The sequence below is a fragment of the Desulfocurvus thunnarius genome (assembly GCF_055390965.1).
On sequence record NZ_AP042411.1, the window covers coordinates 2,279,321 to 2,295,723 of the forward strand.

13 protein-coding genes are annotated in these 16,403 nt (G+C 67.7%); 5 read left to right on the top strand and 8 right to left on the bottom strand.

All coding sequences use genetic code 11. The features are described from left to right. Positions 1-501: 501 nt before the first annotated feature. From ACZ5KV_RS09955 to htpG, 6 genes are all read right to left on the bottom strand, one after another. A complete protein-coding gene (locus ACZ5KV_RS09955; RefSeq protein WP_464239148.1) occupies positions 502-1,782 on the bottom strand; it encodes an EAL and HDOD domain-containing protein in 1,281 nt (426 codons plus the stop codon). Between the two features lie 121 nt (positions 1,783-1,903). Further along, positions 1,904-2,698 carry an ABC transporter permease gene (locus ACZ5KV_RS09960; protein ID WP_464241831.1) on the bottom strand — a complete coding sequence of 265 codons (795 nt, stop codon included), beginning with the start codon at positions 2,696-2,698 and terminating at the stop codon, positions 1,904-1,906. A gap of 101 nt (positions 2,699-2,799) precedes the next feature. Then, positions 2,800-3,798 carry an ABC transporter permease gene (locus ACZ5KV_RS09965; RefSeq protein ID WP_464239149.1) on the bottom strand — a complete coding sequence of 333 codons (999 nt, stop codon included), beginning with the start codon at positions 3,796-3,798 and terminating at the stop codon, positions 2,800-2,802. Positions 3,799-4,024: 226 nt separating this feature from the next. Beyond that, complete coding sequence (locus ACZ5KV_RS09970) at positions 4,025-4,726, bottom strand: hypothetical protein (protein ID WP_464239150.1); 702 nt, start codon at positions 4,724-4,726, stop codon at positions 4,025-4,027. Between the two features lie 250 nt (positions 4,727-4,976). Continuing rightward, positions 4,977-5,627, bottom strand: a complete 651-nt coding sequence (locus ACZ5KV_RS09975) for a peroxiredoxin (RefSeq protein ID WP_464239151.1) — start codon at positions 5,625-5,627, stop codon at positions 4,977-4,979. A 340-nt stretch (positions 5,628-5,967) separates the two neighbouring features. Beyond that, on the bottom strand, positions 5,968-7,872 hold the full coding sequence (htpG, locus tag ACZ5KV_RS09980) for a molecular chaperone HtpG (protein ID WP_464239152.1): 1,905 nt from the start codon (positions 7,870-7,872) through the stop codon (positions 5,968-5,970). 172 nt (positions 7,873-8,044) lie between these two features. Between htpG and ACZ5KV_RS09985 the strand changes: the two genes are divergently transcribed. The 5 genes from ACZ5KV_RS09985 (at position 8,045) to phoU (ending at position 13,905) form a co-directional block, all read left to right on the top strand. After that, on the top strand, positions 8,045-9,649 hold the full coding sequence (locus ACZ5KV_RS09985; RefSeq protein ID WP_464239153.1) for a DNA repair protein RecN: 1,605 nt from the start codon (positions 8,045-8,047) through the stop codon (positions 9,647-9,649). 229 nt (positions 9,650-9,878) lie between these two features. Then, positions 9,879-10,562 (top strand): response regulator, encoded by a 684-nt coding sequence (locus ACZ5KV_RS09990; RefSeq protein WP_464239154.1) that lies wholly within the window; start codon positions 9,879-9,881, stop codon positions 10,560-10,562. A 9-nt stretch (positions 10,563-10,571) separates the two neighbouring features. Beyond that, positions 10,572-12,407 carry a HAMP domain-containing sensor histidine kinase gene (locus tag ACZ5KV_RS09995; protein ID WP_464239155.1) on the top strand — a complete coding sequence of 612 codons (1,836 nt, stop codon included), beginning with the start codon at positions 10,572-10,574 and terminating at the stop codon, positions 12,405-12,407. Between the two features lie 48 nt (positions 12,408-12,455). Beyond that, the gene (gene pstB, locus ACZ5KV_RS10000; protein WP_464239156.1) at positions 12,456-13,217 is read left to right on the top strand and encodes a phosphate ABC transporter ATP-binding protein PstB; all 762 of its coding nucleotides are present in this window, start codon (positions 12,456-12,458) and stop codon (positions 13,215-13,217) included. Between the two features lie 16 nt (positions 13,218-13,233). After that, entirely contained in the window at positions 13,234-13,905 is a 672-nt protein-coding gene (gene phoU / locus ACZ5KV_RS10005) for a phosphate signaling complex protein PhoU (RefSeq protein WP_464239157.1), read from the top strand. 150 nt (positions 13,906-14,055) lie between these two features. Here phoU and ACZ5KV_RS10010 read toward each other — a convergent pair whose 3' ends face one another. Together ACZ5KV_RS10010 and ACZ5KV_RS10015 are read right to left on the bottom strand one after the other, a co-directional pair. Further along, positions 14,056-14,724: a DUF47 domain-containing protein gene (locus ACZ5KV_RS10010; RefSeq protein WP_464239158.1), complete on the bottom strand. Its 669-nt coding sequence runs from the start codon at positions 14,722-14,724 to the stop codon at positions 14,056-14,058. A 32-nt stretch (positions 14,725-14,756) separates the two neighbouring features. Further along, complete coding sequence (locus ACZ5KV_RS10015; protein ID WP_464239159.1) at positions 14,757-15,992, bottom strand: inorganic phosphate transporter; 1,236 nt, start codon at positions 15,990-15,992, stop codon at positions 14,757-14,759. Positions 15,993-16,403 lie beyond the last annotated feature (411 nt).

The window sequence follows — 16,403 nt, forward strand, 5'->3', positions numbered from 1 at the left end:
CCTTAAGGATCCCATCCAATGCGGGATTCTCAAGGGGCGTGCCCCTTGAGCCGCCGGAGGCCGATCAATCCCCGGAAGTACGCACCGTCCCCAGACTTCCCCGTTACGGCAGCGGCGTCTTGACATCGCCCCGGGAAAGCCTATCTTGGAATCACAAAGAGGGCCATGACGAGGCCAGCGCGGCCTTGATGGCATAAGGGCGAGAACCCCTGCAGGAGGGACGCCGAAATAAACCCCACCCCCCATACGCGGCGCGCCGGAGCGCCCCTGGGACCCCTCCCCGCAAGCTGGCCCGCGGAATCCTGACTCCAGGCCACCCGTACGACCCGGAAAATGCGGAATCCAGGACGGGTCCCTTCTTTTGAGCCCATCCCGGATTGCCTTTCGGTCCGGTCGCCATGGCGACCAGCCTTGCCCGCCCCCAGGCGGGTTTTTTTGCGCCTGATGTCCGTTGAAAAGATCGACGGTCGCTGGCCGTTCAAAACCGGCGGGCTGCCGGGCTCAGGCCCCGGCCTCGGCCTGGGCCGCGCCGTGCTGGAAGAACGCGTTGGCCCACAGCACGGACTTGTAATAGGACACCGCCACCACCAGCCGGTTCAGGGCCAGTTCGTCGGTCAGGGTGTCGAGCTGTTCCCAGTGCCCGTTCTCGTGGGCGCGCACCAGGTCCAGCCATTTGCCGTGGTAGCCGGGGCGGTCCAGCAGGGCGTCCTTGAGGGCCCCGTCCAGGGGCAGGTTGTCCACGATGTCGGCCATGGGCGTGTCGAGCATGGGTTCCAGCAGCGAGAACAGGCCGAGCAGGAACATGCTGTCGGGTTGGGCCTCGGCGAACTCGTGGCTGCGGGCGATGAGCTCCAGGAACTTGGCCCGCTGCACCGCCGAGAAGAAGAGCTCCGAAGGTTTGCCCGCGGGCATCACGTCGGACAGGATGACCACCCGCAGCCAGCTTTGCAACTGCTTCCAGCCCAGCAGCACGATGGCCTGGCGGATGGAGCGGATGGGTTGGGAGAAGGCGAAGGCCGCCGAGTTCAGGTAGAACAGCAGGCGGTAGCTGATGGAAACGTCGGTCTGGATGTCGCGCGCCAGGACTTCGAAGTCCGGGTCTTTGACCTCCACGGCCTTGAGCAGGGCGAAGCGCGACTGCTGGTGCGAGGTCAGCTTGCGCCCGGCCACCAGTTCCGGGCGTTTGAAGAAGAAGCCCTGGAACAGCGTGAAGCCGAGGTGCCGGGCCTGGGCGTAGGCCTCCATGGTTTCGACCTTCTTGGCCAGGGCCGTGGCCCCGATGGCCCGGACGCGCTCCAGCAGGGCCGCGACCTCCCTGGGCGGATGGGCCAGCACGTCGATGATGAACAGTTCGGCCGTGCCCAGGCGCGCGGCGCAATCCGCACGGCCCGCGAAATCGTCCACCGCCACGGAGTAGCCGTCGTGGCCCAGGGTTTCCAGGGCCCGCAGCACCCCGTCGTCCAGCAGCGCCTCCTCGGGCACCTGGACGACCGTCTGCCCCGGGGGCAGGGCGTAGGGCACCGCGTCGAGGATGGAGCGCTGGCCGAAATTGATGAGGACCTTGGCGTTGCCGCCGAAGAAATCCTCGGGCCCGAAAGTCGATTCCGCCGCCACGCTGATGGTCGCCTGGTCGCAATCGGCAATCATGGCCCGGTCGGCCTCGGGGCCGCGGCGGAACAGCAGTTCGTAGCCCCAGACCTTGCCGTGCACGTCGAACACGGGTTGGCGGGCCAGGAAGGTCGGCAGGAAGCAACTGGCGGCGGGAGCCGTTTCGTCGGTCATCGGGGCCTCGGGAGCACGGGGTCAAACGTTGCGGGTGCCATAGGTGTTTCTGAAATATAGCCGCAGCGCGCGCCGAGGGCAAGGCCGGTCCTGCCCGCCGGGGCTGCTCCGTGCCTCGCGCCTAGCCGCGCAGCCGGGGGTCGAACAGGTCGCGCAGGGCTTCGCCCAGCAGGTTGTAGCCCAGCACGGTGACCAGGATGGCCAGCCCCGGGAAGAACGAGAGCCACGGCGCCACGGTCAGCACGTCCTTGCCTTCCATGAGCACGTTGCCCCAGCTCGGCATGGGCGGCTGGACCCCCAGGCCCAGGAACGACAGCGACGACTCCACCAGGATGGCCCCGGCCACGCCCAGCGTGGCCGACACCAGCACCGGCGCCAGGGCGTTGGGCAGGATGTGCAGGAACAGGATGCGCAGCGGCCCGGCCCCGGCCACCCGCGCGGCCAGCACGAAATCGCGCCCGCGCAGGGCCAGCGTCTCGGCGCGCACCAGCCGGGCCACGCCCATCCACGAGGTGAGCCCGATGACGACCATGATGTTGGTCAGCGACGGCTCCAGGAAGGCGATGACCGCCAGGATGAGGAAGAAGGACGGGAAGCAGAGCATCACGTCCACCCCGCGCATGATGGCTTCGTCCACCAGCCCGCCGAAATAGCCCGCCGCCAGCCCCAGGGCCAGCCCGATGGCCACCGACAGGCCCACGGCCACGAAGCCGACCCACAGCGACACCCGCCCGCCCCACAGCAGCCGCGAGAGCACGTCGCGCCCCAGGGCGTCCGTGCCCAGGGGGTGCAGGGCGCCCGGGGCCTGGAGGATGGCGTCCACGTTCAGCGCCGTTGGGTCCGCCGGGGCCAGCCACGGCGCGCACAGCGCCGCGAGGCTCATGACCAGCACGATGCCCCCGCCCACGGCCAGCATGCCGTAACGCCCCAGCCAGCGCCGTAGCAGCCGCCCGGGGGACAGGCGCGCCAGCGCCGGGCGCGCCGCCTCCGCGCGGGGCTCCGTGGCCGCGCGTGCGGTCATTGCCCGGCCCCGCGCGCCGCGCGAATGCGCGGGTCGGCCAGCCCGTAGGCCACGTCGGCCAGCAGGTTGCCCGCCAGGGTCAGCAGCGCCCCGAGCACGAGGTTGCCCATGATGAGCGGATAATCCCGGGCCATGACGCCCTGGTAGAACAGTTGGCCCAGCCCCGGCAGGGCGAAGATGGATTCGATGATGACGCTGCCGCCGATGAGCCCCGGCACGGACAGGCCGAGGATGGTGATCGTCGGCAGCAGCGCGTTGCGCAGGGCGTGCTTGAAGATCACCGTGCTCAGGGGCAGGCCCTTGGCCCGCGCGGTGAGGATGTAGTCCTGGCGCAGGACCTCCAGCATGCTTGAGCGCATGAAGCGCGACATGCCCGCCAGGCTGCCGAAGGTGTACACGAACAGCGGCAGGGTCAGGTGCCGGGCGAGGTCGACCATGCGCTCCCAGAAGCCCATCTGCTCGAAGCCGTAGGACGTGAGCCCCGAGATGGGCAGCAGCGGCCAGTGGATGCACAGGGCGTACATGAGCAGCAGCGCCAGCCAGAAGCCGGGCATGGCGAAGCCGATGAAGACCAGGACCGTGGCCGCGCGGTCGAAGGCCCGGCCCTGCCACCAGGCCGAGGCGATGCCGATGGGCACGGCGATTATCAGCGTCAGCACCAGGGAGGCCACGTTCATGCCGAAGGTCAGCGGCAGGCGCTCCACGATCTTGTCCCACACCGGGCGATGGTCGCTGCTCATGGAGCGGCCGAAATCCAGGCGCACCAGCCGCGAGAGCCAATCCACGTATTGCTCGTGCAGCGGGCGGTCCAGCCCGTAGAACGCCTCCAGGCGCGCCCGGGCCTCGGCCGTGGCCTCGGGGTTCAGGGTCGTCTGCATGTCCGTGGGCGAGCCCGGGGCCAGGTGGATCACCGCGAAGCTGATGACCGTGATGCCCAAAAAGACCACCACGATCCACAACAGCTTGGCCGCAAGGCGCTTGGCGAGTTCCGACATGCAGCCGTTGTAGGGGACTTCGGCCCCAAGCGCAACGGGGCCGGGGCCCGGGCGGCCGGGCGGGAGCAGGCAGGCGGCGGGGGAAGACGGGCAGGACGGTGGCGCGGGAAGGGGCGGGACGGGCGGCTCCACGGGCGGGGTCCCGGACCCTGCGGTGTGGCCCTTTACGCGACTCTTCCGGTTCCCGCCCCCCAGGAAATGTTTCCGGGGGGCGGGAAGGGCGGCGTTACTGGGCGACCTGCGTGGCCTGGACGGATGGGGCGGCCTGGACGGCCTGAACGGACGGGGCGGCCAGGGGCTGAGTGGAGGCCACGGCGGCGTTGTTGCGGCGGTCCTCCACGGCGGCGATCTCGGCGTGGCGTTTTTCCTGCGCCTCCCCGGCCTTTTTGGCGCAGTCGGAGCTGGACGGCCCGGCGGTCATGGTCCCGCTGTCCTTGTTTTTGCAGCGGGCCTCGATCCTGGCGACGAGGTCGTCCCACTTGGCGTTTATGCTCTCGACCCGTTTGTCGTAGTATTCGTCGCGCTCGGCGGCGGTGTCGAAGCTCTTGGGGTCGAGGACCATGGAGAACTTGGGCGGGAACTTCTGCCCGGCGCCCCGGGCGATGTCCACCACGCCCCCGATGATCCCGCCGAAGAGGAGGTTGCCGAAAATCCAGCCGTCCATGCTCGTGTCCAGGGTCTGGGCGGTGGTGAAGTAGTCCTCCTTCTTGCAGGATACCGTGACCGGCGCGGCCTCGGAAGGGAGGTGCACGCTGCCCGGCGTCGTGATGACGCGCGAGAAGTCCTGCCCGTGCAACTCGCAGCGGGCGTCCTCGGGGAACGTCTCGATGTAGGTCGTCGATTCGTTGCTGCTGACGATGCTCGCGCAGGACGCGCACAGCAGCGAGAGCACGGACACCACAAGCGTTGGAAAAAGCTTTGCTGTCATGCCTCCCTCCTTCGGGGTGGATGGTGTGGCTCAACCTGTTAAGCTATGCAATAATTCTTGTAAAGGATATTGATAAAACGATAAGCGGGACGTAACAAGGTGCCGGTGCCGGTGCCGGTGCCGGGGGCGCGGGCGATGCGATCCCGCGCGGGGGGCTTCGGAGGGGGAGGCGCGGGCAAAGGGAAGGCCCCGTCCGCGTGGGGTGCGGGCGGGGCCTGGGGAGGAGGTGTCGATCGGCCGGTGCCGGAGGCTAGTCCAGCGACTTGTGGCAGAACCACCAGTCGAAGCCGTCGTATTCGGCGGTGCGCTTCTTGGCGGTCTCGTGGTCCTGCGCCGGGGGCACGATGACGCGGTCGCCGATGAGTTCGTTGTTGGGCCACCCGGCGGGCATGGCCACGCCGTTGGCGTCGGAAACCTGGAGCGCCTTCACGGCGCGCAGGATTTCATCCATGTTCCGCCCGACTTCCTGGGGGTAGTAGAGCATCAGGCGCAGGTTGCCCTTGGGGTCGATGACGAACACGGCGCGCACGGTGTTCGAGCCCTTGCCGGGGTGCAGCATGCCCAGGGACTCGGCCACGTGGCCGCGGTCGTCGGCAACCACGGGGAACTCGATGTCCACGTTCAGGTTGTCCTTGATCCAATCGACCCATTTGATGTGCGAGAAAACCTGATCGATGGACAGGCCGATGAGTTCGCAATTGATCTTGCGGAACTCGTCGAAGCGCTTCTGGAAGGCCACGAATTCGGTGGTGCACACGGGGGTGTAGTCCGCCGGGTGGCTGAAGAGCACGACCCACTTGCCGCGGTAGTCGTCGGGCAGTTTCTTCATGCCGTGGGTGGTTTTCACTTCCATGGACGGGAACGCGTCGCCGAGCAGGGGCAGGGCCAGGGGAGTCGTCATGATGGTATCCTCCGAGGGTTGGGTGTGATGTTTGGATATGGTTCGTTGCTGTGTGTCTCTGTTAGGAATGATTCCTAGTATCAATTTACGATGGGGTCAAGGGGATTTTTAAAAAAATATGACCACTCGGCGGATTTATGCCTACCTCTCTGCAATTCAAAGTTTTTTAAAATACCCGGGCCGGATTCCCTGAGGGAATCCGGCCCGGGGTCGTTTTGGGGTTTGCCGGTGGGGTCTTCGTCTTCCGTCCAGCCGCCCGCCCCGGAGTTCCGGGGCCGGGGCGGGGCGGCGTGCGGGCCGGGGGCGGCCCCCGCCGCGCGCGGCGCGATGCCCTGGCCGCCTACAGGCGCTTGATCTCGGCGTACCAGCCGCTGGCCTGCTCCATGAGCTTGTTCATGCGGGCCACCAGGGCGTGGGGGTCGGCGAGGTAGCCGTCCAGAAGCAGGGCGGATTCGTAAAGCTGCTCCACGCTGGTGCGGAAGAAGGCGTCGGCCCCGTCGTGCCTGTGGATGCGCAGCAGGTTGCGGACCAGGGGGTGGTCGCGGTTCAGTTCCATGACCTTGACGGGCGGGGTCGTGTCCTTGGTCATGATGCGCAGGTATTTTTCCATCTGGGAGGACATGGCGCCGTCGGGGCTGACGAGGCAGGCCGGGCTGTCCTTGAGGCGGCGCGAGGCGCGCACGTCCTGAACGCGCTCGCCCAGGGCCTCCCTGGCGGCCTTGAGCATGGCCTCGAAGGCCTCGGGATCGGCGGGTTCGGCCTCGGGGCCGTCCTTGGCGGCGTCGGCGTCCTGGGCGGGGAAGCGCTCCAGGTCGGCTGGGTCGGCCTTTTCGGCGGCGGTGAGCGCCATGCCGTCGAAGGTGCCCAGGGAGTCGAGGATGAACTCGTCGGCGGGCTCGAAGCAGTAAAGCACCTCGATGCCGCGCTGGGCGAAGATCTCCAGGTGCGGGTTGAGGCGCACGGCCTCGCGGCTGGGGCCGGAGATGTAGTAGATGGCGGTCTGGCCGTCCTTGGCGCGGGCCTTGTAGTCGGCCAGGGAGGTCAGGCCGTCGGCGTCGTCGTGGGTGGAGGCGTTGAAGCGCAGCAGGGCCGCGTACTGCTCGCGGTTGGGGTAGTCGGAATAGCCGAGCTTGAAGACCTTGCCGTGGTGGCGCCAGAAGGTGGCGTAGCGCTCCTGGTCTTCGGCGAGCTTGGCGAGCATGGCCAGGGCCTGCTTGGTCAGCGTCTGGCGGATCTTGCCCACCAGGAGGTTTTCCTGAAGGGTTTCGCGCGAGAGGTTCAGGGGCAGGTCTTCGGTGTCCACCAGGCCGCGCAGGAAGCCGAGGTATTGGGGGATAAGCTCCTTGTGGCGGCGCTCGATGAGCACGCGGCGGACGTAGAGGTCCAGGCCGTAGTTGTCGGGGTCTTCAAAGAAAGAGCCCGAGGGCGCGTCGGGGATGAACAGCAGCCCGGTGAACTGCACCGGGGCGTCCACGGCGACGTGCAGATGCTCCAGGGGCGGCTTGGAGTCGTAGGTCAGGAAGGAGTAGAACTCGTCGTACTGCTCTTTCTTGATCTGGAACTTGGGCTCGCGCCACAGGGCCGGGGTGGTGTTCACGCGCTCGCCCGCCAGCAGGATGGGGAAGCCGATGAAGTTGGAATGGGCGCGGATGATCTGGCGCAGGCGCTCGGGGTCGGCGAAGTCGGCGGCGTCTTCCTTGAGCTGGATTTCGATGCTCGTGCCGCGCGGGGCGTCGGTGTCCAGGTCCTCTATGGTATAGTTGCCGGTGCCGGAGCTGACCCAGCGCACGGGGGCGGCGGCGGGGTCGGCGCCGCGGGTGGTGATGCGCACCTCGTCGGCGACCATGAACACGGAGTAGAAGCCCACGCCGAAGCGGCCGATGATGGAATCGGCCCCGGCGCCGCCCTGCTCGGCGGCGCGGCGCATGAATTCGGCGGACCCGGAGTGGGCGATGGTGCCGATGTTGTCCACCAGCTCCTCGCGGTTCATGCCGATGCCGGTGTCGGCGATGGTCAGGGTCCGGGCGTCCTTGTCGGGGCTGATGCGGATTTCCAGGGGCGCGTCGGGGTCGGCCAGGGCGGCGCCGCTGGATTGCAGGAAGCGCAGCTTGTCCAGGGCGTCGGAAGCGTTGGACACCAGCTCGCGCAGGAAGATTTCGCGGTTGGTGTAAATGGAGTTGGTGATGATCTCCAGCAGTTGGGAGATCTCCGCCTTGAATTGGCGGGTGCTCTTTTTCGTGGCCATTGCGTGTTCCTCCCTGAGTGATATTGCAGCAGAGATAGGGCCTTGGCGCGCCCAGTCAAGGGGGCGCCCGGGCCGGGAGCGCAGGGACCGGGGCCGCCGGGCCGCCGGGTGCGGGCGCGGGCGGCCCTTGCCCTTGGCCGGGGGCTCGGATACTGTGCGGACCGGGTGAACCATGCTGGAATTTCTGCGCATACATAACCTCGCGCTCATCGAGGACCTGGAGCTGGAATTCGCCGCCGGGCTGAACGTGCTTACGGGCGAGACCGGCGCGGGCAAAAGTTTCGTCATGCGGGCGCTGGGCTTTCTGCTGGGCGACCGGCTGGAGGCGGACATGGTCCGCCCCGGCAAGGACCGCGCGGTGGTCGAGGCCCTGTTCCACGAGGAGGGCCCGGACGGCGGCGAGCTGGTCATCCGCCGCGAGCTGGCCGGGGCCACCGGGCGCAGCCGTCTGTTCGTCAACGACGCCCTCAGCTCGCAGGAGGCCGTGCGCGACCTGCGCGCGCGCCTGGTGTGGCATACCAGCCAGCACGGGCAGCAGCGCCTGCTGTCTCCGGCGTATCAGGGCCGGATGCTGGACGCGTTTTTGCCCGACCGGGGCCTTGTGCAGCGGCGCGACGCGCTGCTGGCGGAGTTGCGCGAGGTCGCGGCGCGGCGCGAGGCCCTGGCGGCACGGGTGCAGTCCCTCGAAGAGCGGCGCGAATTTTTGGAATATCAGGGCCGGGAGATCGAAAAGGTCGACCCGCAGCCCGGCGAGGAGGCCGAGCTTCTGGAGCGCAAGAAGGCCTTCCGGAACGAGGAGCACGTGCGCCGGTGCATCGACGGGGCCCTGGACGCCATGCACGGCGAGGGCGGGCTGCTGGAGCGTGCCGGGGCGCTGCTGCGCGAGGTCGAGGCCCTGGCGGGCATCGACCCCGGGTACGCCGAGGAGGCCGAGGCCCTGGAGGGGTTCCGCCAGCGGCTGCTGGAACTGGACGGGCGGCTGCGCCGCGAGGAGCGCGAGGCGGGCGGCGGCTTCGACGCCGAGGCCGTGGAGGCGCGGCTGTTCGAGCTGTCGCGCCTGCGGCGCAAGCTGGGCCGCAGCCTGGAGGAGATCATCGACTTCCGGGCCGAGATTGCCGAGAATTTGTCTTTCCTGGATTCCTGCGCCCTGGACATGAAGGGCCTGGACCGCCACGAGGCCGAACTGGCCCGGGCCCTGGGCGGGGTGCTTTCGGCCCTGGGCGCGGCGCGGCGCGAGGCCGGGCAGGCGCTGGCCGGAGCCCTGGCGGCGGAGTTGCGCGGGCTGGGTTTCGCCCAGGAGGTGGGCGTGGCCTTCGAGTTCGCGCCCGTGGAGGTCCACCCGGGGCTGACGGAGGACCGGGCGCGCATGCTCTGGACGCCCAACCCCGGGCAGGCGCCCCAGCCGTTGGACCGCATCGCCTCGGGCGGCGAGCTGTCGCGCTTTCTGCTGGCCCTGGTCGGGCTGCTGACCCGCGAGGCCATGCCCACGCTGCTTTTCGACGAGGTGGACGCGGGCATCGGCGGGCTGACGCTGACCAGCGTCGGCCAGCGCGTGGCGGCCCTGGCCGCGCGCCAGCAGGTCATTCTCATCACGCACTGGCCGCAGCTTGCGGCCCTGGCCGAGCGGCATTTCATGGTCCGCAAAGAGGTCGCCGACGGCGCCACGTCCGTGCGCTGCGTGCCCCTTGCGGGCCGGGACGTGTTCGACGAATTGGCGCGCATGGCGGGCGGCGGCGCCCAGGGCCAGGCCCTGGCCCGCGAGTTGCTGGCGGGCTGAGCCTCCCGGCCAGCGGGTGTTTTGCCCAATGTCGCCGCCCGGTTGCCTTTCGCGCCCGGGCGGCTTTCTTTACGATTGGATGAACTTTCTTTCTCCAAAAAGTCCGGGGGATTGCCTTTGCACGTGAGAAATGTCACACATTTGTCACAGCCCGACAATACGTTCGTCACCGCCGGGGGGTGTAACGGCCCAGGCCACGGAGCGGGCGACAGCTTATGGAGACCCTGACATGACCAAGGAATCGGTTTTGATCGTCGAGGACGAGGAGGACATCCTGAACCTCCTGCAGTTCAACTTCGAGTCCGCCGGGTTCGACGTGCATGTCACGGGCGACGGGCGCGAGGGCTTGGCCATGGCCCGGCGCCTGCGGCCGGACATCGTGCTGCTGGACTTGATGCTCCCGGGCATGGACGGCTTCGACGTGTGCAAGGCCCTCAAGCGCGACGCCGAAACGGCCCAGATCCCGGTCATCATGCTCACGGCGCGCGGCGAGGAAGTGGACCGCATCGTCGGCCTGGAGCTCGGCGCCGACGACTACGTGGTCAAGCCGTTCAGCTTCCGCGAGCTGCTGCTGCGCGCGCGGGCCGTGCTGCGGCGCAGCACGGGCCAGCCCGCCGAGCGCGCCACCATGGAGCGCGAGGGCCTGTCCATCGACCTGGAAGCCCACAAGGTCTTCATCGAGGGCCAGGAAGTGGGCCTGACGGCCACGGAATTCAAGCTGCTGTCGGAACTGATCCGCACCAGCCCGCGCGTGCGCACCCGCGACCAGCTCCTGACCTCGGTCTGGGGCTACGAGTTCGAGGGTTACGCCCGCACGGTGGACACCCACGTGCGCCGCCTGCGCCAGAAGCTCGGCGACCACGCCGCGCTCATCGAGACCGTGCGCGGCGTGGGCTACCGCTTCAAGGAATAAAGAGGCCCCATGCACAGAACCACGCGCTTCAGGACGCGCCTGCTCCTGTCTTTTGCCGTCGTCATCATGCTGGCGTTGCTGCTGCCCGCGTATTACGCGCGCCAGCTCTTTCGCGGCGAGATTCTCGACGACGCCCAGGCCGGGGCCATCCGCGAACTGCGCTTGGCCGCGCTGCTCATGCAGCAGCACGGCGGGTTCAACGGCGAACAGGCCCTGCACACCTGGCTGGAGGACCTCGGCGCGCGCCTGGAAGCCCGGGTCACGTACATCACCGCGGGCGGGCGCGTGGCCGCCGATTCGCACATGGCCTATTCCCAGGTGCCGGGCATGGACAACCACGCCATGCGCCCCGAAGTGCTGGACGCCGAACAGGGCGACTACGGCCTGAGCCAACGCTTCAGCGCGACGCTGGACAAGGACATGCTCTACGCGGCCAAGCGCGTGCAGGGCGTGGCGGGCGTGCCCGACGGCTTCCTGCGCCTGGCCGTGCCCTACGCGGGCATCCGCTCGCGCCTGGAGCGCCTGCAGCAGAATTTCCTGGTGGTCTTCGGCCTGGCCCTGGGCATGGCCTTCGTGCTTTCCCTCATCCTGGCCCGCTCCATGGGCCGCTCCATCCAGGAGATGATCGACGTGGCCGAGGCCATCGGCCAGGGCGATTACAACAAACGCATGCGGTTTTTCCCCGGCAGCGAGTTCGAGCCCCTGGCCCGCGCCGTGAACACCATGGCCGGGAACATCAACTCCCAGGTTTCGACCATCACCGAGCTGGCCCTGGTCCAGGAGGCCATCCTCGACGGCATGCGCGAGGGGCTCATGGTCCTGGACGGCGGCGGGCGCATTCTCAAGGTCAACCGGGCCCTGGTGCGCATCTTCCCCGACGCCACGCTGTTCGTGGGCCGCAGGCCGCTCGAGATCGTGCTCTCCCCCGAGCTTCAGGCCGCCTGCGACCGGGCCGTGGCCGGGGACCTGGAGGCCCACGGCCCGCAGACCATTCAGATCGAGCCCGAGAAGGACCGCATCTACGACGTGACCATCGTGCCGCTGAACCCCGGGGAGCGCGGCCTGGGGGCGATCATCGTCTTCCACGACATCTCCGAGCTCAAGCGCCTGGAGCGCGTGCGCCGCGACTTCGTGGCCAACGTGTCCCACGAGTTGCGCACGCCGCTGACGACCGTCAAGGGCTACTCCGAAACCCTGTTGACCAACCCCAAGGCCGACGGCAAGACGGCCCAGAAATTCCTGGAGATCATCCTCAAGAACGCCGACCACATGGCCAAGATGGTCGAGGACCTGCTGCACCTGTCGCGCCTGGAAAGCGGCCGCCAGCAGTTCAGCCCCGAGCGCGTGAGCGCCGCCGAGGCCCTGGCCGAGGCCCTGCGCACCTGCGAGCCCCTGGCCCAGGCCAAGGCCATCCGTCTGGTCAGCGCCCTGCCCGAGGGCGGGGTGTTCGTGCGGGCGGACTACGACCGGCTGGTGCAGGTCTTCCGCAACCTGGTGGAGAACGCCATCAAGTACGGCCCGGAGGATTCGGTGGTCAGCGTGGACTGGACCCTGACCCCCCCGGGTTCCCAGGGGGCGGGCGAGGTGGTCTTCGGCGTCAGCGACTTCGGCCCCGGCATCCCCAAGGAGGAGGCCTCGCGCATCTTCGAGCGCTTCTATCGGGTGGAAAAGCATCGCGGCAAGAACTGCGGCGGCTCCAGCGGCCTGGGGCTGGCCATCTGCAAGCATATCGTCGAGCGCCTGGGCGGACGCATCTGGGTGGCGGGCCGCCAGGATGCCGACACAGGCTCGGTCTTCCACTTCACCATGCCCGCCGACACCACGGACGGGAACGGCCCCGCGTAGCCATCCAAGACCGGAGCCCGGCTCCGCACCAAGACAGGAAGCAAACACATGGCAGAAAACGTCAAGATGATCGCGGAGAAGCTCGACTTCTTCTACGGCGACTTCAAGGCCTTGAAGGGTATCGATCTCTCCTTCGAGGAGAACCGCGTCACGGCGCTCATCGGCCCCTCGGGCTGCGGCAAGAGCACATTCCTGCGCTGCCTGAACCGCATGAACGACCTCATCGCCGGAACGCGGGTGGAGGGCATGGTCGCCCTGGACGGCAAGGACATCTACGACCCCAAGCTGGACGTGGTGGACCTGCGGCGCCAGGTGGGCATGGTCTTCCAGAAGCCCAACCCCTTCCCCAAGACCATCTTCGAGAACGTGGCCTACGGGCTGCGGGTCAACGGCTGGCGGGGCAAGAGCGAGATCGCCGAGCGCGTGGAGCAGAGCCTGCATCAGGCCGCCCTGTGGGACGAGGTCAAGGACCGGCTGCACGAGTCGGCCCTGGGCCTGTCGGGCGGGCAGCAGCAGCGCCTGTGCATCGCCCGGGCCCTTGCCGTGCGGCCCGAGGTGCTGCTCATGGACGAGCCCGCCAGCGCCCTGGACCCCATCGCCACCCAGAAGATCGAAGAGCTGATCCACGACCTGAAGGCGAACCTGACCATCATCATCGTGACGCACAACATGCAGCAGGCGGCGCGCGTTTCCGACGTGACGGCGTTCTTCTACATGGGCAGCCTCATCGAGGCCGACGCCACGGAAACCCTGTTTACCCGTCCCAAGCACAAGCAGACGGAAGACTACATCACCGGCCGCTTCGGCTAGGTCCCAAGGAGCCCGTATGATAAGGAAGGAAACCCACTTCCATCAGCAGGTCGACGAACTCAAGATCATGATCCTGCAGATGGCGGCCTACGTGGAGCGCGCGGTGGACAGCGCCACCCGGGCGCTTCTGGACCGCAACGCCGAGCTGGCCGAGCGCGTCATCGAAGGCGACGCGCGGATCAACCAGTTGGAGAACGAAATCGACGAGTTCTCGCTGCAACTGCTGGTGCGCGACCAGCCCATGGCCCGCGACCTGCGTTTCATCACCGGCTGCCGCCGCGCGGTCATCGACCTGGAGCGCGCGGGCGACGAGGCCGTGAACATCGCCGAGAAGACCATCTACCTCTCCAAGCTGACCCCCACGCCGCACAACCCCATGCTCGAAGAGCTGGTGTCCACCGCCAAGGACATGCTGCGCGTGGCCGTGGAGGCGCTTCAGGAGGAGAATGTGGAAAAGGCCACCGACGTGTGCCGCATGGACTACAAGGCCGACGACCTCAACGTGCGCATCCTCAAGAAGACCATGGACGACATGGTCACCGAGGTCACCGGCGTGCGCCGCGCAGTGAACACCATCCTGGCCGCCCGCAGCCTGGAGCGCATCGGCGACCTGTCGACCAACCTGGGCGAAACGGTCATCTTCATCGTCAAGGGCGTGAGCGTGAAGCACAACTGCCAGCGGTTCTAGCCGACGGCTGCCCCGGGCAGGAAGAATTCCGGGCCGGATTCCCGCAAGGGGAATCCGGCCCGGTTGTTTTTTGTGCTTCGCGGCCGAGCCTGTGTCGGCAGCTTTTTGCCGTCCCCCGCTCCACTGGCGTCGGCGGACGGCGGCGTGCCCCTAGCGGGCGATCATGGAGCGCAGGATGTCGGCGCAGTTTTCGGTGTTGTGGGCCATGCCGTGCAGCTTTTCCACGAAGTGGATGAGCTGGTAGATGTCCTTGAAATCCATCTCGGAGCTGTAGATGCGGCGCACGAGGCGGTTTTTCATCTTGAAGATGGTGCTGCGCTTGCGGCGGATGGCCCAGAATTTGTCCTTGGTGCCCCGGCGGTCCAGGTTCTTGGTGTAGATGAGCCCCAGGGTGGCGGACAGGGCCGGGCCGAGCATGTCGGTGATGCCGTCCACCTCCTCAATGAGTTCGATGATGTCGGACTGGAAGTCCGCCGGGATGTCCACCCGGCGCATGGCCAGCCACTGCACGGCCTCCTGGGCCTCGTCGAGCACCTTGTCCTGGGCCTTGGTGTAGTTCAGGAACAGGATCTTATCCACGGGCATGAACAGCCCGCGCGGCATGTGGTTGTGGATGCGCCGCTTGATGAGGTCGGCCTGATCCTCGATCTCGTCGATCTGCTGGGCCAGTTCCAGGAACTCGCGGCAGGCCCCGCCCGCCACGTAGCACTCCATGGATTCCTTGATGATGGCCACGCAGCCGTTGACCTTTTCGTAATGTTCCAGCAGCCCGTCCAGGGGCGACTTGTCGGCCAGCATGCCGAAGAAGGGGATGCGCATATGAAGTCCTCCTGGCGCTCCGCCCCGCGTTCCTACAGGAACGTCCAGCGCAGAGCCTGAAAGATGATGATGGATGTCAGCGCCGCGATGGGAACCGTCAGCAGCCAGTAGACCACTATCCTGCCAAGCACTCCGAAGTCTACTGCCCGGAAACCCCTTGCCAGCCCGACCCCGGTCACCGCGCCCACGGCTGCGTGGGTCGTGGAAACCGGCAGCCCGAGTTTGGAGGCCACGAGCACCGTGGTGGCCGCCGCGAAATCCACGGCGAAGCCCCGGGTGTTGGTCAGGGTCGTGATCTTTTCGCCCACGGTGGCCATGACCTTGTGGCCCAGGAAACAGATGCCCAGCGCGATGCCCAGCCCGCCCAGGGACAAGAGCCACAGCGGCACGTCGGCCTTGGCCAGCAGGGTGCCCTGCTTCACCAGCACGTAGATGGCCGCGATGGGCCCCACGGCGTTGGCCACGTCGTTGGCGCCCTGGGAGAGAGCCACGTAGCACGAGGTGAAAATCTGCATCTTGCGGAAGATGGCCTCCACGCCCTCGGCGCTTTCGGCCACGCTCGCGGCCAGCCGGGCGGCCATGCGCGCCGAAAGCAGCCAGACCACCCCGGCCAGCGCCAGCACCAGCACCAGCGACTGGTACCACGCCAGGGCCATCCGCTCGCCCACGGGCGTCTTGTACAGGAACGAGAAACCCACAAGGACCATGGTCAGGGCCATCCAGCGCGGGCCCCAGATGCGCGCGCTGTGGATGAAGTTCTCGGCCATGAAGACCCGGCGGCGGATCTGGGAGAAGATGAGAAAGCCGACCACGGCGGCGAAGAACGGCGAGATGAACCACGACAGCACCACCCCGCCCAGTTGGGACCACTGGACCACCGAGGGCCCCCCGGCCACGATGCCGAAGCCCAGAATGGCCCCGACGATGGAATGCGTGCTGGACACGGGCAGGCCCGTGAGGGTGGCGATGAGCACCCACAACGCGGCGGCCAGCAGTGCCGAGAACATGCCGATCAGGATGAGCTGCGGGTCGGAGATTCCGGCCGGGTTGATGATGCCCTTGCTCACCGTGGCCGTGACGTGGGAGCCCAGGAATACGGCGCCCACGAAATTCAGGATGCCGGCGATGAACACGGCCTGGCGTACGGTGATGGCCCGGGCGCCCACGGCCGAGGCCATGGAGTTGGCCACGTCGTTGGCCCCCAGGTTGAAGGCCATGAGGAACCCCGCCGCCAGCGACAGCAGGAAGAACAGGTCGTAGAGGTCCATGCACCTTCCTTGGGCTTCCGTAATCCAGGGTGACCGGAGGTCCGCCGTGCCCGGACCCCCGGGTGGCGCCAGGGGGGCTGTATTACAGTTGTGTTACGGAAGTGTGACAAAAGCCCGGGGAGTCATAGCCTACTCCGGTGGAAAAGGATAGCACCCGGGGATTTTCGCCGCTGGCGGTGCTTCCCGGGCACGGGAAAAATGTGACAATCGCGGGGCGGTGCGGCATGAGGCGCGCGCGGGCGGCGCAAAGGAAAAGCCCCGGACAGCAGCGCAAACGGGGCGGCAGCCCCGGCGCGGCGCGCGGGCGGGGTTCGCGCGCCCGGAAGGGGACCGGGGCGGGGCCGCCCCGCGCCGCGCGCGGGGAGAGCGGCCGGAAGCGGGCACGGAAGCCGGTGCCGGGACGGCGCGGGC

Coding starts and splice junctions, on each gene's coding strand:
- ACZ5KV_RS09995 (WP_464239155.1), top strand. CDS start 10,572: ATGCACAGAACCACGCGCTTCAGGACGCGCCTGCTCCTGTCTTTTGCC.
- ACZ5KV_RS10015 (WP_464239159.1), bottom strand. CDS start 15,992: ATGGACCTCTACGACCTGTTCTTCCTGCTGTCGCTGGCGGCGGGGTTC.
- ACZ5KV_RS09975 (WP_464239151.1), bottom strand. CDS start 5,627: ATGACGACTCCCCTGGCCCTGCCCCTGCTCGGCGACGCGTTCCCGTCC.
- htpG (WP_464239152.1), bottom strand. CDS start 7,872: ATGGCCACGAAAAAGAGCACCCGCCAATTCAAGGCGGAGATCTCCCAA.
- ACZ5KV_RS09955 (WP_464239148.1), bottom strand. CDS start 1,782: ATGACCGACGAAACGGCTCCCGCCGCCAGTTGCTTCCTGCCGACCTTC.
- ACZ5KV_RS09960 (WP_464241831.1), bottom strand. CDS start 2,698: ATGCTGGCCGTGGGCGGGGGCATCGTGCTGGTCATGAGCCTCGCGGCG.
- ACZ5KV_RS09990 (WP_464239154.1), top strand. CDS start 9,879: ATGACCAAGGAATCGGTTTTGATCGTCGAGGACGAGGAGGACATCCTG.
- pstB (WP_464239156.1), top strand. CDS start 12,456: ATGGCAGAAAACGTCAAGATGATCGCGGAGAAGCTCGACTTCTTCTAC.
- ACZ5KV_RS10010 (WP_464239158.1), bottom strand. CDS start 14,724: ATGCGCATCCCCTTCTTCGGCATGCTGGCCGACAAGTCGCCCCTGGAC.
- ACZ5KV_RS09985 (WP_464239153.1), top strand. CDS start 8,045: ATGCTGGAATTTCTGCGCATACATAACCTCGCGCTCATCGAGGACCTG.
- ACZ5KV_RS09965 (WP_464239149.1), bottom strand. CDS start 3,798: ATGTCGGAACTCGCCAAGCGCCTTGCGGCCAAGCTGTTGTGGATCGTG.
- ACZ5KV_RS09970 (WP_464239150.1), bottom strand. CDS start 4,726: ATGACAGCAAAGCTTTTTCCAACGCTTGTGGTGTCCGTGCTCTCGCTG.
- phoU (WP_464239157.1), top strand. CDS start 13,234: ATGATAAGGAAGGAAACCCACTTCCATCAGCAGGTCGACGAACTCAAG.